The 23905-nt window shown below is 70.9% G+C and carries 22 protein-coding genes; 9 read left to right on the top strand and 13 right to left on the bottom strand.

All coding sequences use genetic code 11. The annotated features are described in order from the left end of the window. Positions 1-643 precede the first annotated feature (643 nt). Positions 644-2392, top strand: coding sequence for a S9 family peptidase (locus tag ACFYW9_RS29590; protein ID WP_389156515.1), 1749 nt, complete (start codon positions 644-646; stop codon positions 2390-2392). Then, a complete protein-coding gene (locus tag ACFYW9_RS29585; RefSeq protein ID WP_389156512.1) occupies positions 2389-3678 on the top strand; it encodes an MFS transporter in 1290 nt (429 codons plus the stop codon). Before ACFYW9_RS29590 ends, ACFYW9_RS29585 begins: the two co-directional genes overlap by 4 nt. Here ACFYW9_RS29585 and ACFYW9_RS29580 read toward each other — a convergent pair. Beyond that, positions 3608-4174 carry a CGNR zinc finger domain-containing protein gene (locus ACFYW9_RS29580; protein ID WP_389156509.1) on the bottom strand — a complete coding sequence of 189 codons (567 nt, stop codon included), beginning with the start codon at positions 4172-4174 and terminating at the stop codon, positions 3608-3610. The genes ACFYW9_RS29585 and ACFYW9_RS29580 overlap by 71 nt on opposite strands. Positions 4175-4394: 220 nt before the next feature. Here ACFYW9_RS29580 and ACFYW9_RS29575 point away from each other — a divergent pair, with 220 nt between their 5' ends. The 3 genes from ACFYW9_RS29575 to ACFYW9_RS29565 are packed head-to-tail and all read left to right on the top strand — an operon-like array spanning position 4395 to position 6087. Then, on the top strand, positions 4395-5024 hold the full coding sequence (locus ACFYW9_RS29575) for an AzlC family ABC transporter permease (protein ID WP_389156506.1): 630 nt from the start codon (positions 4395-4397) through the stop codon (positions 5022-5024). Further along, the gene (locus ACFYW9_RS29570) at positions 5021-5332 is read left to right on the top strand and encodes an AzlD domain-containing protein (protein ID WP_389156503.1); all 312 of its coding nucleotides are present in this window, start codon (positions 5021-5023) and stop codon (positions 5330-5332) included. Before ACFYW9_RS29575 ends, ACFYW9_RS29570 begins: the two co-directional genes overlap by 4 nt. Positions 5333-5376: 44 nt before the next feature. Continuing rightward, positions 5377-6087: an RraA family protein gene (locus ACFYW9_RS29565; protein WP_389156500.1), complete on the top strand. Its 711-nt coding sequence runs from the start codon at positions 5377-5379 to the stop codon at positions 6085-6087. A gap of 98 nt (positions 6088-6185) precedes the next feature. On the opposite strand, the gene ACFYW9_RS29560 is transcribed toward ACFYW9_RS29565, so the two are convergent. The 3 genes from ACFYW9_RS29560 to ACFYW9_RS29550 form a co-directional block, all read right to left on the bottom strand. Then, positions 6186-7979, bottom strand: coding sequence for a prolyl oligopeptidase family serine peptidase (locus tag ACFYW9_RS29560; RefSeq protein WP_389156497.1), 1794 nt, complete (start codon positions 7977-7979; stop codon positions 6186-6188). Next, a complete protein-coding gene (locus tag ACFYW9_RS29555; protein ID WP_389156494.1) occupies positions 7979-8893 on the bottom strand; it encodes a hypothetical protein in 915 nt (304 codons plus the stop codon). The genes ACFYW9_RS29560 and ACFYW9_RS29555 overlap by 1 nt, the downstream gene beginning before the upstream one ends. Before the next feature lie 403 nt (positions 8894-9296). After that, the gene (locus ACFYW9_RS29550) at positions 9297-10373 is read right to left on the bottom strand and encodes a hypothetical protein (protein ID WP_389156491.1); all 1077 of its coding nucleotides are present in this window, start codon (positions 10371-10373) and stop codon (positions 9297-9299) included. Positions 10374-11209: 836 nt separating this feature from the next. Between ACFYW9_RS29550 and ACFYW9_RS29545 the strand changes: the two genes are divergently transcribed. Next, a complete protein-coding gene (locus ACFYW9_RS29545) occupies positions 11210-11608 on the top strand; it encodes a hypothetical protein (protein ID WP_389156488.1) in 399 nt (132 codons plus the stop codon). 417 nt (positions 11609-12025) lie between these two features. Continuing rightward, positions 12026-13426 (top strand): SMI1/KNR4 family protein, encoded by a 1401-nt coding sequence (locus ACFYW9_RS29540; RefSeq protein WP_389156485.1) that lies wholly within the window; start codon positions 12026-12028, stop codon positions 13424-13426. 228 nt (positions 13427-13654) lie between these two features. Here the strand turns inward: ACFYW9_RS29540 and ACFYW9_RS29535 are convergent, their stop codons facing one another. Further along, a complete protein-coding gene (locus ACFYW9_RS29535; protein ID WP_389156482.1) occupies positions 13655-14380 on the bottom strand; it encodes a class I SAM-dependent methyltransferase in 726 nt (241 codons plus the stop codon). 785 nt (positions 14381-15165) lie between these two features. On the opposite strand from ACFYW9_RS29535, the gene abc-f reads away from it, so the two are divergent. Then, complete coding sequence (abc-f, locus tag ACFYW9_RS29530) at positions 15166-16812, top strand: ribosomal protection-like ABC-F family protein (protein ID WP_389156479.1); 1647 nt, start codon at positions 15166-15168, stop codon at positions 16810-16812. Positions 16813-16892: 80 nt separating this feature from the next. Here abc-f and ACFYW9_RS29525 read toward each other — a convergent pair whose 3' ends face one another. The 4 genes from ACFYW9_RS29525 to ACFYW9_RS29510 form a co-directional block, all read right to left on the bottom strand. Further along, the gene (locus ACFYW9_RS29525; RefSeq protein WP_389156476.1) at positions 16893-17153 is read right to left on the bottom strand and encodes a hypothetical protein; all 261 of its coding nucleotides are present in this window, start codon (positions 17151-17153) and stop codon (positions 16893-16895) included. 259 nt (positions 17154-17412) lie between these two features. Next, positions 17413-18423, bottom strand: a complete 1011-nt coding sequence (locus ACFYW9_RS29520; RefSeq protein WP_389156473.1) for an ArsR/SmtB family transcription factor — start codon at positions 18421-18423, stop codon at positions 17413-17415. 129 nt (positions 18424-18552) lie between these two features. Further along, complete coding sequence (locus ACFYW9_RS29515; protein WP_389156470.1) at positions 18553-19311, bottom strand: peptidoglycan recognition family protein; 759 nt, start codon at positions 19309-19311, stop codon at positions 18553-18555. Positions 19312-19402: 91 nt separating this feature from the next. Then, positions 19403-19768, bottom strand: a complete 366-nt coding sequence (locus ACFYW9_RS29510) for a peptidoglycan-binding domain-containing protein (protein WP_351871608.1) — start codon at positions 19766-19768, stop codon at positions 19403-19405. A gap of 329 nt (positions 19769-20097) precedes the next feature. Between ACFYW9_RS29510 and ACFYW9_RS29505 the strand changes: the two genes are divergently transcribed. Next, positions 20098-20547, top strand: coding sequence for a spore-associated protein (locus ACFYW9_RS29505; RefSeq protein WP_389156466.1), 450 nt, complete (start codon positions 20098-20100; stop codon positions 20545-20547). A 114-nt stretch (positions 20548-20661) separates the two neighbouring features. On the opposite strand, the gene ACFYW9_RS29500 is transcribed toward ACFYW9_RS29505, so the two are convergent. The 4 genes from ACFYW9_RS29500 to ACFYW9_RS29485 form a co-directional block, all read right to left on the bottom strand. Next, a complete protein-coding gene (locus tag ACFYW9_RS29500) occupies positions 20662-21057 on the bottom strand; it encodes a hypothetical protein (protein WP_389156463.1) in 396 nt (131 codons plus the stop codon). 214 nt (positions 21058-21271) lie between these two features. Then, a complete protein-coding gene (locus tag ACFYW9_RS29495; protein ID WP_389156460.1) occupies positions 21272-21778 on the bottom strand; it encodes a hypothetical protein in 507 nt (168 codons plus the stop codon). Positions 21779-21903: 125 nt separating this feature from the next. Then, positions 21904-22950, bottom strand: a complete 1047-nt coding sequence (locus ACFYW9_RS29490; RefSeq protein ID WP_389156457.1) for a hypothetical protein — start codon at positions 22948-22950, stop codon at positions 21904-21906. Then, the gene (locus tag ACFYW9_RS29485) at positions 22947-23501 is read right to left on the bottom strand and encodes an RNA polymerase sigma factor (protein WP_389156454.1); all 555 of its coding nucleotides are present in this window, start codon (positions 23499-23501) and stop codon (positions 22947-22949) included. Before ACFYW9_RS29485 ends, ACFYW9_RS29490 begins: the two co-directional genes overlap by 4 nt. Positions 23502-23905 lie beyond the last annotated feature (404 nt).

Raw genomic sequence — 23905 nt, 5'->3', positions numbered from 1 at the left:
TCTCCGAGCACACCCGCAGGTATTCGTAGTCCTTCGGCGGGCGGCGGCATCGTCCCGGCCAGGTGAACGTCCGCTCCGCCCCCCCAACGCCGCGGGACCACCGCGAAGAGGGGCACTGCCGGAGGCGGTGTCTCTGCCTTCGCCCAGGTGGAGCGGAATCCTCCGTCGTGGCGCTGTACGGCCTCCACGGTGATGCCGGCGGCTTCCCGGGCCGGGCGAGGAAGTCGGTACCGCAGCACCCCTGGTCCGCCCGCACGTGTCGCAGACACGGGACGGTCTCGGCAGCCCGGAAGAACAGCACCGCGTTCGACGGCCGCTTCCGCTGCGCGGCGCGGCGGATCTCGAACGCGGTCCGGGTGGCCGGAAACAGGCGTGGGTCATTTGCGGATACGGGGTCGTTTTTCCTTGACAGGTTCCGGAGGCGCCCTCATCATCCTGAAAGTAATCAGCTATAGAAACTATGGCTGATTATCCCTTAGAGGGAGTGGAGCATTCCGTTCTGCGCGTCCGGGCCGGGCGCACCGCATCGTGCACACCGCACCGTGCGGGCAGATCAGAAAGGGCCGGCGTGTCTGATTTTCGCTTGTTCGTCCCTGAATGCCGTTATGAGAAGACGCTCGCGTTATCGCCGGACGGCACTGCCGTGGCCTCGTCGAACAACGCGTCGGGGCAGTACAACGTGTGGTTGCACTTCCTCTCCGGGGCGCCGGCACGGCAGTTGACGAAGTTCACCGACCGGGCCGTGCGGCAGGTGGCGTTCTCCTCCGACGGGGAAACTCTGGTGTTCTCGGCGGATCACGACGGCGACGAACTGCGCCAGATCTACACCGTGCCCGTCGCGGGCGGGCGGCCCAAGGCGCTGACGACGGCGAAAGCATGCCATTTCCTTGCCGCGGCACCGTTCTCGCCCGACGGGACGAAGATCGTCGCGGCGGTCAACGACCGTGATCCCGGCGTCCAGGACATCGTGGTGAGGGACCGGACGCCGGGTGGGGAGCCGAGCCGTTTTAAGGGCCCGGCCGATCTGGTGGTGGAGCCGGCCGGATTCGCGCCGGACGGCAGACGGCTGCTGGTCTGGGGACTTCACGCGAGTACCGATACCGACCTGTTCCTGCTGGACCTCGACGACCGCGGACAGTGGGGCGGGCAGCTGGAGTGCGTGACCGCCCACCAGGGGGACGAACAGCATCTGCCGGGACCGTGGGCGCCGGACGGTTCGGGTTTCTACGAGATCACCGACGCCGGCCGGGACCACAAGGTCCTGGTCCTCCACGACCTGGCCGACGGTCCGGGCCGCCCCGTCTCGACACCCCGGTGGGATGCCGAGCAGTCGGCTCTGTCCGCCGACGGCAGCACCCTGGCGTGGACGGTGAACCAGGACGGCACCTCGGTCCTGGAAGTCCGCCGCGGCGGCAGGGACGTCGCCCTGCCCCACGTGCCTGCCGGGCAGATCAGCGCGCTGGCGGTCTCCCGGGACGGGCGACGGCTGGCGTTCCTTCTGGACTCGGCGGCCCGGCCGGCCGAAGTCTGCGCCGTCGATCTGGACGAGGGCGCTTTCGGATATCTCACCGACAACCGTCCGCCCGCCCTGGCCGGGGGCAGGTCCGGCTCCGGTCCGCCGGAACCGGTCCGCTACCGGGCGCACGACGGCCGTGACATTCCCGCGTTCCAGTACCGTCCCGCCGGGACCGGCCCGTTCCCCGTGGTCCTGTCCGTCCACGGCGGGCCCGAGGACCAGGAGCGGCCCACGTACCGGTATGCGGGCCTGTACCAGTACCTGCTGGCGGCAGGCGTCGCCGTGCTGGCCCCCAACGTGCGCGGGTCGACCGGCTACGGTGCGGCGTACCAGAGGCTGATCCACCGGGACTGGGGCGGCGACGAGCTGCGCGACCTGGAACAGGCCGCGCACTACCTGCGGCAACAGCCGTGGGCCGACTCCGGCCGGATCGCGGTCTTCGGGGGTTCCTACGGCGGGTTCGCGGCCCTGTCCTGCCTGTCCAGGCTGCCCCGGTACTGGGCCGCGGGGGTCTCGGTGGCAGGACAGTCCGACCTGGTCACGTTCGCGCGCTCCGTTCCGCCCACCTGGCGGCCTCTGATGGCCCGCTGGGTGGGGGACCCCGACGCCGACGCCGAGATGCTGACCGCGCGTTCCCCGCTGACGTACGCGGACCGGATCGTGGCGCCGCTGTTCGTCATACAGGGAGCACGCGACCCCCGGGTCAACCGCGCCGAGAGCGATCGGCTGGTGGCCGGCCTGCGGGCCCGGGGGGTCGAGGTCCGCTACGACGTCTACGAGGACGAGGGACACGGGTTCACCCGGCGCGAGAACGAGATCCGGGCCTGGTCCGATGTCGGGTCCTTCCTCGTCACCGCGCTGAAAGGACAGCTGTGACCATCGCCTCCCGCATGGGATTCCCCCGCGGCCGGCACGCCGCGCGCTACGGCGTGGCCGGTCTGGTCAACGCCACCGGCACCGGGCTCTTCTACCCCTTCGCCCTGCTGTTCTTCCACCATCAGGTCGCGGCGCCCATGGTGCAGATCGGAGCCTGCTACACCGTCGCCATGGGCCTGGGGGTGGCGGGAGTCACCCGGACCGGCCGCCTGGTCGACCGGTTCGGCGCCCGCAACGTACTGGTGACCGACACCCTGATACGGGCCGCGGTCTTCGCCGCCTACCCGTTCGTGCACCATCTGGCGGCCTTCGTGGCCCTGGCCACCGTGGTCTCGCTCGCCGAGAGGACCGACCAGGTCGCGAGCCAGGCGCTGGTGGCGGGACTGGTGCCGGACGACGAGCGGCCCGGCTGGTTCGCGCTGTCACGGATGACGCTCAACGCGGGAATGGGCGGCGGCGCGCTGATCGGGGGCTTGCTCCTGGCGTCGTCCCCCGGCGGCGGGTACCACTGGCTGGCCTGGGCCAACGCCGTGAGTTTCGTGGTCGCCGCGGCGCTGTACCTGCCGCTGCGCCCGGTCAGAGCGGCGGCGGTCCAGGCCGCGGAACGGACCACGGGGGCCTGGCGGGACGGGCTGTTCCTGAGGATCGCCGTGCTCAGCGGCCTGCTCTACCTCGTCGGTCTGGCGGTGGAGGTCGGACTGCCCGTCTATCTCATCCAGTACCTCCACGAGCCGGCCTGGACCGTCAGCCTGGTCTTCGCCGTGAACACCGGCCTGATCGTGCTCTTCCAGCTCCCGGTGACGGAGCGGACGAGACGCCGCCCGGCCATGCGCATGCTCGCCTGCGGGACAGCGGGCTACGCGCTGACGTTCCTGGTGTTCCTGACGACCCATCGGGTGGAGGGCACCGTGCTGGTGGTGTCCCTGGTCCTGGCCGTCTGCCTGTTCACCGTCGGCGAGCTGATCACGTCGGTCACCAGCATGGTGATCGTCAACGGCCTGGCGCCCGACGACCGCAGAGGAAGCTACATCGGCGTCGGGCAGTTCTTCGTCGGCCTGGGCACCACCGCGGCGCCGCTGCTGTTCACCGTCGGCCTCGCCCTGTCCCCCGGCGGGCTGTGGCTCGGGCTGGCACTGCTGTCCGCGGGCATCGCCGCCGCGGTGCTGCGATTGCGCGTACCGGTGACGGCACGGCTGGCGGCGGCAGCGACCGCGGTCACTTCGAGGGCTGAACCGATTTCTGACGGGCCCGGTGCGCGGCGGCGTGCGCGCGGTTCCCGCAGATGAGCGGACTGCAGTAGCGCCGCGACTGATTGCGGGAGATGTCGACGAACACTTCGGCGCAGCGGTTTCCGCCGCAGGTGTGCAGCCGGTTCAGGCCGGTGCTGGTGATCACCGCCAGCAGGCCCATGGCGGCGTTGGCCGCGTACTGGTCGACGGCCGCGTGGTCGTCGGTGCTGACGTGCAGGTGCCAGGGAAGCCCGTCGTGCCTGACGTAGTGGGGCACCCCGTGGTGGTCGGCGATGACACCGTTGAGGAGCTCGACCGCCGCGTCCTCGTCGTCGGTCTCGAAGACACGGCGGAGTATCGGGCGCAGGCGGCGTGCCCTGTCGAGGTCGGCGGTGCTGGGGACGCCGTCGATGCGCAGGCCGTGGTCGATGAGGAACCGTCCCAGGTCGGCGACGTCCGCCATCTTCTCCACGTCACGAATGATGTTGCGGGTGTTGACCAGATCCTCGGCCCACGTGGCCGCCTCATCAAAGTAACTAGTAAAACGCATCATGGCTCCGTACTATTCTTGAGAAAGGGTGCCGCAAGGTCAGGCCCTTGCACAGGTTCGTGCGACACCGTGTTCCGCCGTCGTTCGTCCAACCCGTCGAACCCCGTGTGAAAACGGAGGGCAAATGGACTCGCTCCCCCCAGTGTTACCCGGTCCCGGGACGCACACAGCAACTACGACGCCGGAGAAGCCCGCAGCATTCCGCGAGGAGGTGCGGTACGGGTTGCGCACGGCGTTGCCGCTCGGGGTCGCGGTGTTCGGATTCGCGGTGTCCTTCGGGATCGTGGCGCGGTCGGCCGGCATGGGCTGGCTGGCCCCGTTGGTGATGTCGGCGACGACCTTCGCGGGATCGGCCCAGTTCGCGGGCGCGTCGGTGCTCGGGACCGGCGGCGGCGTGGCCGCGGCGGTGGTGGCCGCCTCACTGCTCAACTCCCGTTATCTGCCCATCGGCATCAGCATCGCCCCGGCGATGACCGGCGGGATCCTCAAACGGCTGCTCTCGGCGCAGCTGGTGGTCGACGAGTCCTGGGCCGTCGGCCACATCGGCGGCGGCCGGTATTCACGGGGGCGGCTGCTGGGCGCGGGCGTGCTGATCTACGCGGCCTGGGTGGGCGGCACCGCCGTAGGGGTGCTGGGGGCCGGTTTCCTCGGCGATCCGGAACGGTTCGGGCTCGACGTGGTGTCCCCGGTGCTCTTCCTGGCGCTGCTCAAGGGCCAGATCTCCGGGCGTCTGGCGCTGCTGGCCGCGGTGCTGGGAGTGGCTGTCACTCTGCTGATGGTCCCGGTGTCGTCGCCGGGCGTGCCGCTGATCGCGGCGACGTCCGCCTGCCTGCTGGGGCTGAGGAAGCGATGAGCAGCGCGTGGACGATCGTCCTGGCGGTCGGAGTGGTCTCGGTGCTCCTCAAGGCGGCCGGCCCCGTGCTTCTGGGCGGCCGGGCACTGCCCAACTGGCTGCAGCGGATGGTGGCGTTGATGGCGCCGACTCTGCTGGCGGCGCTGATCGCCACCCAGATCTTCGCCGACGGGCGGCAGTTGTCGTTCGACGCGCGGGCGGCGGGGCTCGCGGTGGGAGCCGTCGGGGTGTGGCGGGACTGGCCGGTTCTGCTCGTGGTGGTTCTGGGCGCGGCCGCCACGGCGCTGACCCGGCTCGCGCTGCGGTGACGCGGCCTGTCCATGGAACGGAACTTCGCACGGAAGGCAGGATCATGACCGCATACGAGCTGTCGCGGCCCGGACGATCGAGGACAGCGGCCGGCCCGCCGTGGCCGACGGCGGCCGTCTGGGACGCCGGGGTCCGGCTGGGTGTTCATCTGGAGCTCCCGCCCTGTGCTCTGCTGCCGGTGCGGGAGGGGATGCGTCTGGCCGGGCCGGTGCGCCGCATCGAGCACGACGAGGGGGTGGCGTCGATCCTGGAGGGCATCTGCGGGGCCGTCCCCGGGGAGGTGCTGCTGATCTGCAACGCGGGGCTGGCCGACGAAGCGTGCGTGGGCGACCTGGTCGCGCTGGAGGCGCAGGCGGCGGGGATCGCCGGGCTGGTGGTCTGGGGCTGTCACCGGGACACCGCCCAGCTGGCCCGGATCGGCCTGCCCGTCTTCAGCCAGGGGCCGTGTCCGGCTTCGCCGCGGCCGCGTGCCGGCCGGGAGAACCTCACCGCGGCGAAGATGCCCGGCCAGGACGGTGACTGGGTGGTGGCGGACGCCGACGGCACGGTCGTGGTGCCGGCCGGGGCGCGCGAACGGGTGCTCGCCACCGCCGAAGGGATCGTGCGCGCCGAGCGCCGCCAGGCGGAACTGGTCCTCGACGGGGTCAGCGTCCGCCGTCAGCTGGACTGGGACGCATACGTGGAACGCCACCGCCGAGATCCGCACTACACCTTCCGCGAGCACCTGGCCGCGGTCGAGGGAGCCCTGGAGTAACCGGTCAGGCGGCGGGGGCGGTGGCGGGGCGCAGCAGCTGGTCCCGTCGTCGGGCGGGGCGGCCGGACGGTGTCTCACGCAGCACGGGCGGACCTCACTCACATGGTCTGGCCGGCCGGTGGCCCGGCCGGCCGTAGATGGGTCATGGCGAATTCCAGCTGGAGGCGGAAGAGCGCCACCCGGTTGTCGGCCGAGGTGGTGCTGTGTCCGTCGTCGGTCAGGTGGTAGGCGCAGGGGACACCGCGTTCGGACAGCGCCTCGGCGTACGCCTCGATCTGCCCCGGCGGGCAGCGGGCGTCGTTGGCGGCGGCGATCACGAGCACCGGGGAGCGCACCGAGCCGAGGTAGGTGCTCGGGGAGGCTGCCCGGTACCGGTCGGGGACCTCGTCGGGAGTCCCGCCGAACAGGCTGCGGTCCAGCGCCCTGATCTCTTCCATGGAGTCCCGGTAGGCGGCCGCCGGGTCGGCCACCGGCGCTCCGGCCAGCCCGACCGCCCAGTCCAGCGGCTGGGTGCCGAGCCCGAGCAGGGTGAGGTAGCCGCCCCACGACCAGCCGGCCAGCACCAGCCGGCCGGGGTCGACGAGTCCTTGCTGGACGGCCAGCGACCGGATTGCCGCGACGTCTTCCAGTTCGGTCAGGCCGACGGCCTGGCGCAGGGCCTCGGTCCAGGCCGGGCCGTACCCGGTGGAGCCGCGGTAGTTCACCCGTACCACGGCGAAGCCGTGGTCGACCCAGGCCGCGACGACCGGGTCGAAGGCGTCCTGGTCGTGCTCGTCCGGGCCGCCGTGCAGCAGGAACACCGCCGGGCAGGGTCCGGCAACGCCGGGGGGAAGGCTGACCAGGGCGTGGACGGGGCCGCCCGGCCCGTCCGCCCACAGATCCTGTGCGGCCACCGACTCCGGTGGCAGGAGGCCGGCCGGGAACCCCGGTGCCGAGGCGAGTGAGGTGAGCTGCGGGGGCTGGGCCGAGCTGGAGCGCAGGAGCCACACGTCGCCGTCCGGGCGGGCCCGTGCGTGCTCGATCGTCCCGCTGGGGACGGGCAGTTCCGTCAGCTGTCGCGCCGTCAGGTCGTACCGGTACAGCCGCGAGCGGGCCTGGTGGTCCTGCTGGATCAGGAGCGCGGATCCGCCCGCGCACCATTCCACCTGCAGGTCGCCGGGAAGGCGCAGTCTGATGTCGCTCTGCTCTCCGCTGTGCGGATCGACGATCACGGGTTCCCACCGGTCGTCCAGGTGGTGCAGCAGGAGCAGCCGGCTGTCCCCGAGAACCGGGGCGAAGCCGATGGCTTGCAGTCCTTCTCCGCCGGTGGCGATGTCGGCGACGGGAGCACCGCGCAGGTCCAGCACACGGACTCCCAGGTCCCACAGGTCGCCGCGTTCACTGTGGGCGATGACGGCGAGGTCCAGGGACCGGGAGAGATCGACCGCATACGCTGCCTCCTTGTGCCGGTACAGGTCGCGGGTTTTTCCGCCGGGCCGCACGAGGTGGATCGAGGTTCCCTCCTCGGTGGAGCACCCCAGCAGGGTGTGGCCGGCCAGGCCCATCGCCAGGCCGGACGGCCAGCTCTTTCCGGTGCCGGGCGCGGCCGGCGCCGCGGGGCCGCCGTCGAGGGGCTGGCGCATCCACTGGCCGAACTCGTCGCCGTCGGTGTCGGCGAACCACCACAGCGCCCGGCCCGAGGACTCCACCGCGCAGTGCCGGGCGCCGCTCGGCCGGTCGGTCACCTGACGGACCTCGCCCAGGGAGCGGTCCCAGAAGTACACCTGTGCCGTCCCGGTGCGGTCGCTGACGAAGACGCAGCGTTCGGGGGCTTGTTTGGCCCATGCCGGGAGGGTGAACCGGGCTGCCCTGAAACGCTGTTCCCATCGGGGCAGCTGCTCGAAAGTGCCCATCAGTGGCAGCCGCAGCCGGCCGACGAGACGCGGTTGAGGCGGCGGCGGGGCGCCGCGAGTGCCCCGGCCAGCGGGGTCCCGGCCTCGTCCGACAGCACACTGGTCGCGCATTCCAGGGACACCTGCCAGCCGGGGCGGGAGAGCTGTCCCAGCCACAGCCGGACCGATGGCCCTGCGGTCCTGGCGCTGGCGAGGTTCGCCTGCGTGTTGAACGGCAGCGGCTGCCGGCCGAGCGCCACACCGAATTCGACGGCGGTGACCGCACCGCCTCCCGCGGCCGTGCCGACCAGCTCTCCCAGGGCGGCCGCGGCCTGTCCGGAACCGCCGGAGGCCGGCTTCATGTCCGTGACGGCTCCGTGTTCGAAGGTGACGACCAGCGGAAAGTGGGTGAGGGCGGCGAGGCGCTCGTAGTACTGGCGCAGCTGTGCCGGATCGGTTCCGGGAGCGCCGGTGACCACCGGCCAGCCTTTGACCGCGACCTGGCCGGTGAGCCGGTCGGCGGACGGCGGGGCCGCGGGGTCCCAGCGCAGCGAGCCGTTCGGTGCCGTGTGCACCGATCCGGCGGAGAACATCCCGGCACGCTCCCGCCAGGATCCGCCTTCCAGGGTGAGCAGGGCCTGCGACCCGGTCAGCGCGTCGTTCAGCCGTAGCGGGCCGCCGCTGGCCAGCCGGCTCCGCAGACGGTCCGCCGCTGCCCGCTCCGTCTCCGGGTCGGCCAGCTCCAGCAGGCGCAGAAGTCCGGCGGCGTGCTCGGCGGCTCCTGGCCCGGGCTGTACGGGAACCACCGCGACCGTCTGGCCGGGCAGCGCGACCGGTTCCGGGCCGGGCGGTGTGTCGGGCCGGACCAGCGCGAGCACGGCGGCGTCTTCCGGTACGGCGGTACGGAGCAGTTCCGCGAGCGGCTGTCCGGTCACGGGCACCACGGTGGGGGAATGACGCCGGATCCCGGAGGTTTCGTCAGCGGCTTCCGCCGGCGCCAGAAGGTCGAGGAATTCTTTGTCGATGATGAGGAATGAATTCTGTCCGGCCGGGAACTGCCGATAGGCTTCGGGCCGGACGACGATACGCTGCACAGCTCCCCCAGAATTCTCATGGGTCTTTGGACCGGCTCCCGGCTCCGTGGTGGTGCAGCGAGGTGGGACGGAGAATGATCCGTCCCACCTCGCCGGCGGCTGATTCGTTTGTCAGCCGGATCGGGTTCAGCCCAGAAGGGTGCCCAGGTAGTTGCTGTTCTTGCGAACCTTGATGGTCTTCTTCATGGGAATACACCTCCTGTCTGTTATGGATTAACGTTCCTGCCGTTACCGCCGAGCCGGGTCAGAAACCACCGGCAATGCGCACGGAAGGAGCGCCGCCTTTGTCGCCCAGGACCACTTCACCGTTTTCGGTGTACACGGTGGTGTCCGGCGAGATGATGTCGAGGTGGTACTGGGTGAATGGGGTGAGCCCGAGTCCCCAGTGGAGGCAGCCGTGTTCGCCTCCGTACACCTCGTTCATGGCGTGGTTGCCCGGCAGGATGTCCAGGCTGGTATTGAGCGCGTGGCCGATCTCCCACACGAGCGCGTAGCGGGAATCCACGGAAATCAGCGCGTCGAACACCTCCGCCACCGGTTTTCCCTCGGGTTCGAAGGGCCGGAGAGAGGTGATCTTCCCCTTGGTCACGTCCGCGACGATCGCGTGCTCCTGCAGGCCGGCCAGCCCCTCCTGGAGGCGTGCCTGGTCGCGGCGGCTGAAGGACGGCGTTCCGCTGTGCAGGATCGGGAATCCGCGGAAGGCGACCTGCCCCTCCAGCGGAAGATAGAGGTTCTCGTCGAATTCGATGATCTCGATCGGGAGCACGCTGATCTCACCCGAGGGGACGATCTGCTGCTCTCCCCACTCCAGGAAACCGGCTTGCTGATTCCACACCAAGCCTTCCGCGAAGTGGTCGAGCACCGCGCGGGTCCCGTGCCTCTCGTCCACGTAGACCAGGTTCTCGGTCGACTCGGCCAGCTCGAAGAACCGTTCGCTGAACTCGGTCTGTTCCCGGGCGGAGCTCTTCTCCATGACCTTGAGGAAGTGCTCGATGACCTCGGGTGTGGTCGGTGTGGAGTTGCTGGCCATGCCCAGAAGCTTTCGCCTGCCGCCGAGGACCTCCGGCGCCGGCGACTCGAAGAAACGATAGGGAGAAATCACCAGCGTGTGGGACTCCTCCGGGATCGTGCCATCGGTCAGAAGCTGATCGAAATCATCACCGGCAGAAATCAGTACCGTCCGGTAATCCGCGTAGGGAGCGTCGCGCACCACGGTGATGAGGTCGACGATCTCCGGATTAGTGACCAGGCAGAAAACACTTCCCTCCGCCGGCCCGAACTGACTGTAGCGAGCCGGATTGACCACCAATCCAGTAACCACTATCAACTCCTATGGCTGGTTTCTTCGGCAAATCCTGCCCTGCGCCAAATGGGGGCGTCAAGGAGCCGCTTGACGGATGACCGAAAGCCACCTTCCCCCTTGTGGCGCACAGCGCCGAATTCCCGATCATGCGCAATGGCGACAACATGTCCGGATTGATGCATTCGGGAGCTTGTGTGGGGGTTGCCTGTGAGGGGGATCCAGAAAAGATCAAAAGGCATGCATCAGCGGATTAATGGAGCTGAAACATGCGTGCGAATATAAATAAATGGAGTGAAATATTCCATCGGCATGCAGGAACGGACCACCGGGAGAACGACTTCCGGCCAGCCGGGCCGCCCGGCCGCTTCCGGGTCGCCGGCCCGCGCACCCGGCCCCGTCACCGCAGCGGCCACACAAGCCCCACAAGGAGCCTTTCCCACCTCGGCCCCGAGACAGCCACGGACCATGACGGGGTCCGCCCCAAAGCGGCCACGAGGCGGCACCCGCGCCCCCGGCCCCTCCGCGGCCCCGGGAGATCACCGAGGCCAGCCCGGGAACCGCCCCCAGGACCTGCCCGGTCGATCACGGTGGAGGATCCCGACGACCCCTGGTGAGTGCCGGTGAGCGGGGTGTGGTGCGTGCGACTGCGAGGCGGAGGAGGGAGGCTGCGCGGTGGGGGCACCTCCCGGCCGAAGGCTGGGGGACGTCGTCGACCGACGGCAATGCCGCTGGTGCTCCGACCGGGAAGGTCTGCCGGGCCGGTGACGTGCGAGGTGGTGAGTCGCGGGGGGCTGCGGGCGGGAAGGCCCGCACCATAAGATCTTGGACTCAGGTACGGATCGGAGGACGAGCCGATGGAACAGCCGCGGATACGCCTCGGTAGCGACAGCGCGTGGCTGGACCTGGCTCGGACCGATAAGGACAGCTGGCAGGTCACAGCCGACTGGTGCTCCTGCCTGACAGCCGACTTCACGGCATGCCTCAGCACCGCAGAGGTCGCCGGCTTCGCGGCAAGGATGCTCTCTCGCCTGCGGGCCCCGTCGGGCGGACGCTTCTCCGAGGCGGTGAGCCCCGGCCGCAACAACCCTCTGGCCCTGACGGCGGAGCCCGTCGAGGACGGCTACGCCTTCTTCGTGCGGCTCACGCCCAACGGAGACGACGACGTGTGCCATTTTCAGATGGAGATCGATCCGATCACCACCCCCGAACTGCGAGAGACCTTCAACGCCCTCCAGGCAGCGCTGACCGAATGACTTCCGGAAGCACCCGTGAAGCACCGTTCGACGCGGTTCTTCCTGGCCCGGCGCCGGATCTGCCCGCCCTTGTGTGCGGAGAGGTCGCCCGGGACGACGTAGACCGGGACGCCGTCCGGCCCGGCCGTGCGGATCGACCTGAGGGGCCCTGCCCCCTGGTCTCGGACACACAAGACACCGGGTCCTGAGGATCCGAGTGAGTTTTGAACTCGTAGCGCGGCTGACCCCAGTTGGCAAGATCAACGCATGAGTCGGCACTCGGTGGCCTTGGACAAGATCTCGTTTGATGACTGGCAGGCCGTTCACTCAACGGCCTTTCACTCAACGGGCGTTCATGCACCGGCCGATCGTGCGCTCGGCTTTCCGACGGCGGGAGCGACAGGGCCGGGTGTCAGTGGCCCCGAGTACGGTCTGCGCATGGATGATCAGCGGAACCCCGCTCTCTCGATTCACGACTTCGTGACGTGGGAGCCCCTCCTGCGGCTCCTGCGAGCGGAACACACGGAGCGCCTCGCCGGCCCCGGTGGCCGTGTGGTGGGCAGTATCGGCCAGGGCGGGTGGAGCGTGCCCCTGGAGCGACGGTTGCCGCCGCCGGGCCGAGCCGCCCAACTGGACGACATGCGGGACGAGTACGACGCCGTGGAGCGGGTGCGCGGTGCTCTGGCGAAGGACGGCGTCGAGGACGTGTCGTTCGCGGTGGAGATCGAGCCGGCGGGAAGGACTCTGCTGCACCTGCTCAAGCCCAGTCCGGCCGTGGAGTCCGGCATCGGCCCGCATCCGGGGGCCCTTGTCCTGGTCGAGGACGCGCTTCCCGAGCCCTGGCATCGTCTTCCTGATCCGGTGCCCGGGGCGGTGCCGGCGCCGTCGGCGGACCCGGCCGTGCTGGAGCGGACGCTGCGCGAACGGCTGCCCGACGCCGTCGGGGCCACGGAGGCCGAGATCGCCGCGGCGGAGTCGCGCCTCGGCACGGTCCTGCCCGACGAGCTCAAGGCGCTCTACCGGGTGACACGGGCAGATTGGGAGGACTGGCACGGCGACTACGAGGCGGCGCAACGCCATTCCGAGGCGGTCCGCTGCGAACTCTTCGGCCTGAAGGACCTGTATGTCGCCAAGGCGGCGACGCGCCACTGCCCCTGGCAGTTCGCGGCGATGGACGCGGTCGACATGCGGCCCGACGCCGTCGTGCAGGGGCTGGTCGGATCACCGGGCTGGATCGTCTTCGGCGACAACGGAGGCGGCGACCGGCTGGCCGTCGATCTGACGCCGGGCCCCCGCGGACACACCGGACAGGTGATCATCCTCTCCCACGAGGAGAACGTCGGCGCCGCGCTCGTCGCCGACTCCCTCACCGACATGGTGCTGGACCGGCCCGGCGCGGAACCCGGCAGCCTGCCGGTTCAGCAGCCGCCGGCCGTGGCCTGGGTCAACACCTCGAGCCTGCGGAGCATCGAGGAGGCCGCCCACCCCGGCCTGGAAGTCCTGTCCATCGGCGTGTGGGACGGTCCGCCGCTCAGCCTCGCGCCGCTGATGGGGCTGCCGCGGCTGCGGACCCTCACCGCCTACGCCGGCACGCTCGCCGACGTACTGCAGGTCGCCGAGCTGTCCGGACTGGAGTACCTGGAACTCGGTCCGCAGGAATGGCGCGTCCTCCTCGACGCCGAAGCCGTTCCGCGCGGCCTGTCGGCGGCCGCGATCGAGGTGCGGCACGACGAGGACCCCCTGGCTGTCGCGGACCTCGCCAACGAACTCCTCGCCCTGTGGGACCGGCCCCCCATCATCCGGACCGTCGTCGAAGGCGACCTCGGTCCCGTGGCATAGGCGCCGAGGTCGCGCGGGAGCACGCCGTCCGGTCCGGCTCGAACGGCTGTCGCCGCTCGCGTCCCACCCGGTTCCCGGCCACTGTGGCTCTCTCGCCGAGCGCCGCAGTCGGCCGTAGGGGTCGACTGCGGCGCTCGGTCACAACGAGCCGGGCGCCCGGTCGTTGTCCTGTGTCATCGAACTCCGGGCGTGTGCCATCGAAGTCCGAGCGGCGTGGATCGCCGAGGATCAGGGGCGTCGGGCGAGGAAGACGAACTCCCTGCCCGGCCGGTCAGGCGCATCGCGCACGTCTTGGACCACGTAGCCGTGTGCGACCAGGTCTGTCTCGACCTCTTCGCGCTCCCGGAAGCGCAGCGTCGAATCCGAGGTCAGCACCTGTCCGTCCGCCGCGAAGACGTAGGTCCAGCGGAAGGTCACCAGAGGTCGGCTCACCTCGATCAGGTCGACCCAGCTCTCGACGGAGCCGGCGCCCGGGATCTTTGTCACGCGGTAGGAGTTCTCGCGCGTCCACTCCTCCCAGGCGCGTCCGGCCGGATCGCGGGTCTCGAAGACCAGGTGTCCGCCGGGCCGTAGCGCTTCGTAGGATCCCCGCAGTGTCTCCTGCCAGGCGTCCGGACCGACGACGGCCTGGGCGACGTTCGCTGTCATCGTCGCGAAGTCGACCTGAAGCGGCGGGAGGGCCGTCGCGTCACCGCGGATCCAGCGCACTCGCTCACTGCCCGGTTTGGCCCGGGCGACGTCGATGGACGCCCGGGCGGGATCGACGCCCACGACCTCGATCCCGCGGTCGGCCAGGAGGAGTGCGAACACCCCTGTGCCGCAGCCGATGTCCAGGACTTGACGGGCCCCGAACTCTTCCGCCATCCGGAGATAGGCGTCGAGATCGCCGCGGTCGGGGTCGAGCGGATCGTAGATCGCGGCGAGTCGTGGATGCCCGAAGCAGTCGTCAGCCATGCGGCCGAACGTACGCAGAGCCGGCCCCGAAGGGCCACCGAGTTCCACCGGACTCGGCCGTACCTCGTACTGCCGGGCACGCAGTTGTGCAGAAGGGCCCCGGCTCCTCGCGGCCGGGCGCTCCCCCACCGCGCACTTCACCCAGCTCACGGAGATGCAGCTGCGGGCCATGTTCCTGGCCGGTCTCGCGGTCCGTGAACAGCACGCTGGAGTCCGGCTGTTGCTCGGCACGCAGTGCTTGCGCACGCAGCGAAAGGGTGCGGGCGTGGTCCTTCGTGGACGGGCGCTGCTTGTTCTCGACGTACTGCTCGCATCCCGTGCGGGTGGCTTTTACGACGTCGTCGGCGCCCGGGACGGCGTCGGGGTGGGTGGCGCGGTCGCCGTCCGGTGCGGGCCGGGGCGGGCCGCCCTTCCGCTGGAGGGCGAGCAGGGCAGTGGTGCGGGGCAGGCGTCCGAGCGTGCGCGAAGTGACCCGCTCCCCCGGAACGGGCGGTGGGCTTTGTCAAAGGCAGACTTCTCGCCGTGCGGTCCCGCCCGGTGGCCCAGGAGGCGGGGCGCAGGGCCTGCGCCGCATGACACGCCGTCTGGACCGGTGAGCGCGTGCCCGGCAGGAGACTTGGCCGCCGTGGGCCGGTGAGTTCACTGGCCGGCGGTCTCCTTGAGGGGGACGCGGATCGTCCTGTACCGTACCCATATGCGCTTTTTCTACTTTCTCTGAGTCCGGGCACGGCTGACACCGCCGTTTCTGCTGCCCGTGGACCCTTCGTATTCCCAGGGAAAGTCTCATGCGCGAACGCGCCCATACCGCTGTGCCCGCCTCCGTGGCGCAGCTGTCCGTCAAGGACGTCAGCAAGTCCTACGGCACCCGGACCGTCCTCGATCAGGTGTGCTTCACCGTCCGCCCGGGCGAGAAGGCCGCTGTCGTCGGTGAGAACGGCTCCGGCAAGTCCACCCTGCTGCGGCTGCTGGCCGCGGCCGAGGTGCCGGACGCCGGGGAGATCACCGTCAGTTTCACCGGCGGCACCGGTCACCTCGCCCAGACCCTCGACCTCGACCCGGACCGCACCGTGCAGGACGCGGTCGATCTCGCGCTGGCCGAACTGCGCGCCATGGAGAGCCGGCTGCGCGAGGCGGAGGGGCGGCTCGGCCAGGCGTCGAAGGACGAACTCGCCGCGTACGGCGAGCTGCTGATCGCGTACGAGGAGCGCGGCGGATACGAGGCGGACGCCCGCGTGGATGCCGCCATGCACGGGCTCGGGCTCGCCGGCATCACCCGGGAGCGGGTGCTCGGCTCGCTCTCGGGCGGCGAGCAGTCGCGGCTCGCGCTCTCCTGCGTGCTGGCGGCCTCCCCCGAGCTGCTGCTCCTGGACGAGCCGACCAACCACCTCGACGCGGCGGCCGTGCGCTGGCTGGAGGAGCATCTGCGCGCGCACCGCGGCACCGTCGTGGCGGTCACCCACGACCGCGGCTTCCTGGAGAACATCGCCACCACGATCCTCGAGGTCGACCGGGATGCCCGCACGGTGCGCCGGTACGGCGACGGCCTGTGCGGATACCGCGCCGCGAAGGCGGCCGCCCGGCGCCGTGCGGAGCAGGAGCACGCGCAATGGGCCGGTGAGCTGGCCCGCATCGAGGAATCGCTCGAAGCCTCGGGCCGGCGGCTGGCCGTCACCGGCAAGGACCCGGGGCAGGGCTTCGGCAAGCACCGCCGCTCGCACGAGGCGAAACTCGGCGGACAGGTGCGTTCTGTCCGGGAGCGGCTGGCTCACCTGCGGCGCAACCCGGTGGCGGCGCCGCCCGAACCGCTGCGGTTCACGGCGGCCCTGCCGGCGGCGGGCGTCACGCGTCGCGTCGGCCGCCGGCTGGTCGAACTCGAGGACATACGCGTCGGCGAGCGGCTCCGTCTGGAGGGGACGCTGACGATCGCGTCCGGGCAGCGGCTGCTGGTCACGGGCGAGAACGGGGCGGGCAAGACGACACTGCTGCGCGTCCTGGCGGGCGACCTGGAGCCGGACGCGGGCACGGTGTGCCGTCCGGGCCGGATCGGGTACCTGGCCCAGGAACTGCCCGCGCGCTCGACGCGGCTGCCGCTGCTCGCCGCCTTCGCGGCCGGGCGGCCCGGGCTGGCGCAGGAGTACGCCGAAAGGGTGCTGGCGCTGGGGCTGTTCCGCGAGGAGGACCTGGACGTCCCGGTGGCGGAGCTGTCCGCGGGCCAGCGGCGGCGGCTGCAGATCGCCCGGCTGGTGACGCGCCCCGTGGACCTTCTCGTGCTCGACGAGCCGACCAATCACGTCGCGCTCGACCTGGTCGAGGACATTCAGGCGGCGCTCACGGCGTATCCGGGAGCGGTGGTCGCCGTCTCGCACGACCGCGGCTTTCGCGAGCGCTTTTCAGGAGAGCGGCTGGAGCTGCGGGGCGGCCGCAGGTGCTGACCCGCACGCGGAGGCTGTCCCCGGGGCGGGGTCGGTCCGCCAGGCGACGCCCGTCACCGTCGTGGCCGCCACCGTGGCCATCATGGGGCGAGTCCGGCGGACAAGGCCGCCGGTGTGGCGTCGGCGGTGTTCAACGTGTCCCGCCCGGTGGGCAGCGCCATGGGGGTGGCCCTCTTCGGCACGCTCCTCGGCGCGGCGGGCGGCATGATCGGCGGGCTGCACGCGGCGGCGGTCATCGCCTCGGCGGCGTTCCTGCCGGCGCCGGTGCCGGCCGCGGCCACCGGGCGGCGCCGGGCCGATGCCGCCCGGGCCCGCTCAGGCCGCCGGAACCTCCCGGGCACCGGGCCCGACGGTCTGCCTTCGGCGGGACGGCCGGCATGGAGCTCGTTCCGGGGTCCGGCGCCGGCTTCGGCAGGATCGGTGACCGCTGTGCGCTCAAGGGTGTCCGGCGTGAACGGGAGGCGGGGCGGGCGGGGATGCGGAACGCTGCCCCAGGTGGTCTTCGGCGTGGGTCGCCGGCACCGTGTCACCGGCCGAGGTCACGGCGGGAGGGGACGCCGGGCGCCGGACCGCGTCCCCGTACCGGTGCCGTTCGGGCTGTCAGCTGTTCTGCAGGGTGCTCCGGCGGTCCTGGTCGGAAAGGCGCAGGAGTGCCGCGCCGGTCGGGGTCAGGGTGTGCAGGACGGTGTTCGCGTGCCGGTGGCTGGCGATGAGTCCCGAGTCGCGCAGGACCGTGGTGTGGTGGCTGGCGTTGGCCGTGGACACCGAAACGGCGCGGGCTATCTCGGAGTTGGTCGCGCCGTGCGTCACCGTGCGCAGTACCGCGGCGCGGGTGCGTCCGAGCAGGGCCGACAGCGACGCCTCGGCCGGGCGGGGCCGGGGCGCGGGAGCGGACGGCGCCGGCGGGTAGAGCAGGACGGGCGGCAGGTCCGGGTCGGCGTAGGAGACCGGCTTCTGCCAGCAGAAGTAGGAGGGGATCAGGAGCAGTCCGCGGCCGCCCAGGTGCAGGTCCCGGTCCAGGCCTCCCCCGTACTCGACCTCCAGGACGGGGGCCTTCCACCGCATGGCGGGCTTCAGTCCGCCGAGCAGCGCCTCGGCTCCGCCGTGCAGCAGATCGCGTCCCCGGCGGGCGCACTCGGCGTCGACGCGGGCCTGCATGCGGTCGGCGTAGGGGGCGATGACGGCGTCGTGGTACTTGCGCAGCACCGCGACCAGGTCCGCGCGGACATCGTTGTCGGCCAGCCGGTACATGTCCGCGGGTACGGTTCTGACCTGGGCGAGGAGACCGATCTCGTGGCGGACCCTGGACGGCGGGGTGTCGAGGATCGCGTCGAGTCCGCTGTCCAGTCCGTGACGCGCCTCGGCCGGGGTGAGGAAGTCGGGGAAGTAGGTCGCGCGGGGGAACAGCGGGAAGAGCAGTTTGCGTACCTCGGCGCCCAGTTGCCGGGTGGCGATGGCTTCGCGGGCGTCGCGGTACCAGGCGGCGTGGGCGCAGCGGCCGAGCTGCGACTGCAGGCGGTGCAGGCTGGCGGCGATCTCCCACAGGGGGTCGGGTCTGACGGCGAGGCGGGTTCGTGCGAGATCCTCCGTGGTGAAGTGGATACGCAGCACGGTCCCCCCACGCGTGTTTCTTTTCCCGACGCGGCCGACAATGCCGCGCCGCCCCCGTGAAAGCAAGATCGAAACGGGTCAACTCGCGGCTTGCACAGGCCAGTTGGCGCCGTGGGGGCCTGGCGGTCATCACGGGACGATGGCGGCGACCTCCCGGCGGATGGCGGGCAGGTCGGTGAAGACGGTGCCGGGGCAGTCGGTGTCCGCCCAGTTGCGGTGGCCGCCGATGACCGGCGCGGCGCGGCTGACCCCGCTGACCGGGTTGAGGTAGAGCACCTTGCCCGTGGGGGTGAGCGCGTGCCGTGCGGCCAGGTCGGCCAGGAGCCGCACGAGCGCGGTGCGTGCGGCGGACGACGGGGGTGTGGCCGTCAGTGTTCCCAGCAGGGCGATTCCGATGTTGCCCGTGTTGTAGCCCTGGACGTGCGCGCCGGTCACGAGCCGGCCCGCCGGGTCGTGTGCGGCCGTGCCGTCGGTGCCGGACCAGCGTCCTTCGTACACCAGGCCGTTCCGGTCGATCAGGAAGTGGTAGCCGATGTCGCCGTAGCCCTTGCCGACCGTGTCGTTGCGGTAGATCGCCCGGACCACCGCGGCCGGGTCGGGATCGCTGCTCCCGTCGTCGGTGTGGTGCACGGTGAGGGTCTGGACCGGGTAGTACTCGGGCGGCCAGATCTCCGTACCGTCCGCGTACCGGAGTGTCTCGTCCGCGCCCCACGCGGCCCGGGACAGCAGCGTGTACGCGGTCGAGGCCGAGGCCGCCGCCGAGGGCGGGCGGGGCACCACGCTCAACGCGGCGGCGCCGAGCGCGCCGAGGATCACGCGTCGGGGTACTGGGGACGGCATGGGGTCCGCCCCCTGGGGGCGTGCGGCCTGCGGGTCCGGGTCCGTCATGGCGTGATTCCTCCTGTGAGGGGGTTCGCGGCCCGGCCCGCCCGCTCCGGGAAGGCGGAGGCGGGCGGGCCGGGGCGACGGGAGGTCGCTGTTACAGGGCGCAGGCGGGCTTGGGGGTGTAGAGGCGGGACCACGTGCTGGAGCCCACGATGCCGTCGGCGCCGCCGGTGGTGCCGTTGCACGTCTGCACGTAGTACACGCCGTCCGCGGTCGCCGGGCCGTAGTCCCCGTCGACGTCGATGTAGGCCGGGTAGTTGCTGTAGTTGTTGATGAGGCACTGCACCTGCTTGACCGCACTGCTGTTGTCGCCGGGGTGGACCGTGGGCCGCGCGGAGTCGGCGATGTAGTTGCAGTTGCTCTCGGCGGCCGAAGCGCTTGCGGAGGGGGCGCCGACGAGCATGCCTGCGACGGCGAGCACGGCGGTGCTGCACAGAGCAGCGAGGCGATGGGTGCGCATGACGTCTCTCCCGGGGTGTGCGGTGATCGTGATGAAAGCAATCGTGCGAGTGAACACGATCACCGTCCACGAGATTCGACCGTGCCGAAAACAGGCAGCTCAGGTGCCATGAGGCGGCGGGAGACACCCGTCGCCGGGCCGAGCGGTGCGTTCGGCCGGCGCGTGGGGGCGGGGGCGGGAAGTGCGGTCCCGGAGCCGGTGGTTCGGCCGGAGGGACGGGGAACTTCGTTCGGCGGAGAGGAAGTTCGCGGCCGGTGCACAACCGTTCCGGCCTCCCGCGAGTCACCTGGGGCAGGAGCAAACGTCTCCAAAGATCACAAGGGGGAAATATGCGATTCAACCGTTCCGTTCTGACGGCGGCCGCTTTCGCCACCCTGGCGCTGGGTGCCACGACCGCTCTGGCGGCGCCCGCCTCGGCCGCTCCCAACACCACACCGCAGAAGGTCTGCGGAAGCGCCTACAAGACCGTGAACTCCGCTCCCGTCGGCTCCCTGGGCACCGTCTACCTGACGTACAACGCGTCGAACGGGAAGAACTGCGTCGCGACCATCCGCCAGAACCCGGGCACCGCCGTGGACATGTCCGCATGGATCTACGTCCCCGACACCGACGAGATCGCCCAGGACTACGGGCGGTACACCTCGTACGCGGGGCCGGCCTACGTGTACGGCAAGGGCCACTGCGTCGACTGGGGCGGCCAGATCAAGAACGTGTACGTCCAGGTGACCGGCTCCAACTGCGCCGCCTTCAAGGAGCACCGGGTCACCTTCACCCGCTGACCCGCCGCTCCCCCGGCCACCACGCTCCGTACCCCGCCCTCTCCCCTGACCGGGGTACGGAGGGCCGACGGTGATCGGGCCGGCACCCCACAGCCCGGTCACCCGGTCACCTGGTCAGGCGGAGGCGAACGCTTCCTCGGGGGCGTCGTCGAGGACGAATCCGTTGTCGAGCCGGACGCGGACCGTGACGCGGAGCATCCGTCGCTGGTGGGCGACCCACTGCTCTTCCAAGCCCCCCACCTGCTCCTCCAGCTGCTTCCTGCTCACCGGCGGCATCTGGTGGCCGAAGTCGTCGAGGAGCGACTTGAGACGCAGGTACTCACGGACCTCGTGGCTCTGCTGCCGGTGGTGCTCGTCGACACGCTCGACAGTGCCCTCGATGCCTGCCGCCAGGGCCAGCGAGGCGGCGAAGGCACCCGTCTCCTCCGGGGGCTCCCCGGCCGGGGTCACCGACCCGGCCAACCGGAGCTCCGCCGCCAGCCGCACCCGTTGGCCCACGTTCAGTGTCATCGGTCCTTCGTCTTCCTCGTCGGTCACCGGCGATCCGGCGGACGTGGCGTCGCCAGGCGTACCGGAGAGGACAGGATCATCCCACCCTCGCCTCCACTCCCGGCGCGATCGACGGTGCGGCGGGACGGGTGTCACCCGCCGGGGCACCGGAGCCGACACCTGCCGCTGGACGGCCGAGCGCGGTGTCGCGGGTGTACCCGAGCTCCCGGTGGCATCAGGAGAGCGGGTGGGACCTTTGACTCCCGTCAGGCAGGCCGAAGTTCAGCCCGTTCTCGTCCATGGCGTTGAAGACGGTCGCCCGGCTCGTCCCGAAGACGAAGCTGACGTCGATGTTTCCCTGAGCCAGATCCCCGCCTGTCCACTCGAGCAGTTCGACCCCTTTGAGGGACCGGCCCCGCAGAGCGCGCAGTGCGGGAAGAGGCTCGGCACGCCACCGCAGGTCAAAGCCGGGCCACCGAACCGGACGGCCGGGGTCGATCGTGTTCCAGGTGAGGGAGAGATCGTCGAACTTGTAGTGATTGATCTCGACCTGCTCTCCCTCGAAGTCGAACAGGACCGGGCAGTCGCAGAACCACTCGTCATCCTGAAGGTCCCAGACCATCCAGACTCTCATCAGGGTCCGGCCGGCAAGACCACGCAGGCGATGGGCGTGCTCCCGCACGACGTCACTGCGGTGGTTCAGCCACACCGGCTGGTAGCCCACGATGCCGAAATCGAACATTGCGTCATCCTGTCAGAGCTGCCTCACGCCGGCTCGACACAGGTCCGGGCCGCAGTCGTCGGCCATGTCCTCACCTCACCGCATCGCCGGCTCCCCCGGCCCCCGGAGCCGCATCCCTCGCCACGTCAGCTGATGTGGTTCGTCCAGCCGAGGCCGAGGTAGGTCGTACGGACCACTGGGTTGGCGCCGGCCATGCCCTTCTCCAGAACGCGGCTTGTCTCCGGGTCGATGATGTAGCGGAGCGAGTACGGCAGGGAAACGGGCTCGGTGCCCGGCTTCTGCACCCGCGTGGTGCCGTGGAGAACGATCTCGGTGCCCGGGCGGCCCCGGCTGTCCTTGACCCCGGGAGTCATGGTCACCCCCGGAGTCCGCGCGACGATCTGGAAGAGCGCGGAGCGCAGGTCAGGGCTCGCGGGTGACTCCGCCAGCAACTCCATGATCTGCTCAGCCCGTGTCTTGGCGTTCCTGGCGAAGAGGGCCTTGAGCTTGTCCGGTTCGGTGGGCAGCCGGTCGAGTTCGGTCCAGGGCAGACGCCGGTCGCCGGGGTCGCCGACGTTCCAGTCGGCGATGTTGTGACCGGACCTGCTCACCTCGCCGTTCGGTTCGCGAATCCAGGTGGCGCCCGTCCGGTCGCTGTACACGGTCACCGTCACCGCCCTGCGGCCGTCCTTCGCCCAGTAGTGGACCATCCAGTACTTTCCGTGGGTCGCCGGTGCCTGTGCCGAGACCTTCGCCATGTCGTTCAGGAACTCCGAAGCCGTCGACGGCGGCTTGTCGGAAACGTCCAGCACCGGGTAGACGGCCGCGCCCGCGGCGATGGCGGCCACCGCCGCGGCCGCGACCAGAACGCGTCCACGACGCGAGAGGCGGCGCCGTCGCGGCGCCGGGCCCGGCTCGTCGGGGCCAAGGACGACCAGTGGGTCCCCCCGCAGGTCCCCCGGGGGTGCGAGGGAGGCCGCCGGGCCGCCTCGCCGGGCCGCGGCGATGGGTATCACGCTGTCGTGCGCCATGGCGGAGGACGCCTGTTCGGCCTCACGCTCCGCACGGAGCACCACCATGTCGCGTACGGCCATGACCTCGGCGTCCGAGAGCGACGCCACGGTTCCGGCCGCGATCAGCTCGTCGGCGCCGGGGAAGTCGAGAAAATCGTCACGTTCGGTCGCGTCGGTCATTTCAGGTCTCCGGTCAGATCGAAGGGGGCGTCCGAACGCATACGGCTGCGGGCCCGGTGCAGGCGGGTCCGGGCGGTCGCGGCGGGTATGCCGACCACGACCGCGGCCTCGGTGGGCGTCAGCTGCTCCCAGGCGACCAGGAGCAGCAACTCCCTTTCGTGGGAGGGGAGCTGAGCGAGGAGCTCGCGCAGTGCGGGGGCCACGGCCGCGGCGACGAGCCGGTTGTCCACGGCCTCCCAGGGATCGTGGTCGCCGATCGTGCGCGCAAGGTCCGGACGGGTCGTCGCCGCGCCCCGCCAGTGAGCGGAGAGCACGTTCCTGGCCACGCCGAACAGCCAAGCCCGTACGGACCCGCGGGCCGGGTCGAAACCGCGTCGCGTCGCGTACGCCTGGAGCCACAGTTCGGCGAGCAGATCTTCGGCGGCTTCGGGCGCGCGGCGCGCGAAGTAGCCGTGCAGGGCTGCCGAATGGCGTTCCACCAACGGTGCGAAGGAAGCCGGGTCGCGTGCCGTACGGCCCAGCAGCTCCTCGTCGTCCAGGCCCGTGGTCATGGGACCTCCGTCTCCGGACCGCCGGTCGACGGTCTCACTCCTACTTGGCACAAACCACCGACAGCGTTCCCGCCCCGGCCGAGGCATCCAGCCACCACGGCGTGCCGACCACCCCCGGCACAGGTCCGTCTGCCGCACGCACCGGCTGTCGGGCCCGATACCCCACCCGTGATCCCACAAGGCGCCCCCCGCGACCGCTGCCCGAACCACCCCGTGAAAGGCGTGCCGTCGCGCACCGCCGATGTCCCCCGGTCACCGCGGCTCCTCCGGACGCGAGCCCCCGGCAGAAGTAGGGCCGACGGTGCTTCTGCCGGGAGAACCGCCTGGGCAGCGAGCACCCCAGATGATCGACTGAAGACAGACGCGGGACGCCCTCCAGGCATACGTCCTCCGGTCGGCGCACC

The organism is Streptomyces sp. NPDC002698 (genome assembly GCF_042888945.1).
GTDB lineage: Bacteria > Actinomycetota > Actinomycetes > Streptomycetales > Streptomycetaceae > Streptomyces.
The sequence above is the reverse complement of the archived record's forward strand: the minus strand, read 5'-3'. Positions and strand labels throughout refer to the sequence as shown.

Bases quoted from the DNA above. Each gene is read 5' to 3' on its own strand.
- ACFYW9_RS29580 (WP_389156509.1), bottom strand. From the start codon at position 4,174: ATGATGCGTTTTACTAGTTACTTTGATGAGGCGGCCACGTGGGCCGAG.
- ACFYW9_RS29570 (WP_389156503.1), top strand. From the start codon at position 5,021: ATGAGCAGCGCGTGGACGATCGTCCTGGCGGTCGGAGTGGTCTCGGTG.
- ACFYW9_RS29565 (WP_389156500.1), top strand. From the start codon at position 5,377: ATGACCGCATACGAGCTGTCGCGGCCCGGACGATCGAGGACAGCGGCC.
- ACFYW9_RS29560 (WP_389156497.1), bottom strand. From the start codon at position 7,979: ATGGGCACTTTCGAGCAGCTGCCCCGATGGGAACAGCGTTTCAGGGCA.
- ACFYW9_RS29545 (WP_389156488.1), top strand. From the start codon at position 11,210: ATGGAACAGCCGCGGATACGCCTCGGTAGCGACAGCGCGTGGCTGGAC.
- ACFYW9_RS29540 (WP_389156485.1), top strand. From the start codon at position 12,026: ATGGATGATCAGCGGAACCCCGCTCTCTCGATTCACGACTTCGTGACG.
- ACFYW9_RS29535 (WP_389156482.1), bottom strand. From the start codon at position 14,380: ATGGCTGACGACTGCTTCGGGCATCCACGACTCGCCGCGATCTACGAT.
- abc-f (WP_389156479.1), top strand. From the start codon at position 15,166: ATGCGCGAACGCGCCCATACCGCTGTGCCCGCCTCCGTGGCGCAGCTG.
- ACFYW9_RS29515 (WP_389156470.1), bottom strand. From the start codon at position 19,311: ATGACGGACCCGGACCCGCAGGCCGCACGCCCCCAGGGGGCGGACCCC.
- ACFYW9_RS29510 (WP_351871608.1), bottom strand. From the start codon at position 19,768: ATGCGCACCCATCGCCTCGCTGCTCTGTGCAGCACCGCCGTGCTCGCC.
- ACFYW9_RS29505 (WP_389156466.1), top strand. From the start codon at position 20,098: ATGCGATTCAACCGTTCCGTTCTGACGGCGGCCGCTTTCGCCACCCTG.
- ACFYW9_RS29500 (WP_389156463.1), bottom strand. From the start codon at position 21,057: ATGACACTGAACGTGGGCCAACGGGTGCGGCTGGCGGCGGAGCTCCGG.
- ACFYW9_RS29495 (WP_389156460.1), bottom strand. From the start codon at position 21,778: ATGTTCGATTTCGGCATCGTGGGCTACCAGCCGGTGTGGCTGAACCAC.
- ACFYW9_RS29490 (WP_389156457.1), bottom strand. From the start codon at position 22,950: ATGACCGACGCGACCGAACGTGACGATTTTCTCGACTTCCCCGGCGCC.
- ACFYW9_RS29485 (WP_389156454.1), bottom strand. From the start codon at position 23,501: ATGACCACGGGCCTGGACGACGAGGAGCTGCTGGGCCGTACGGCACGC.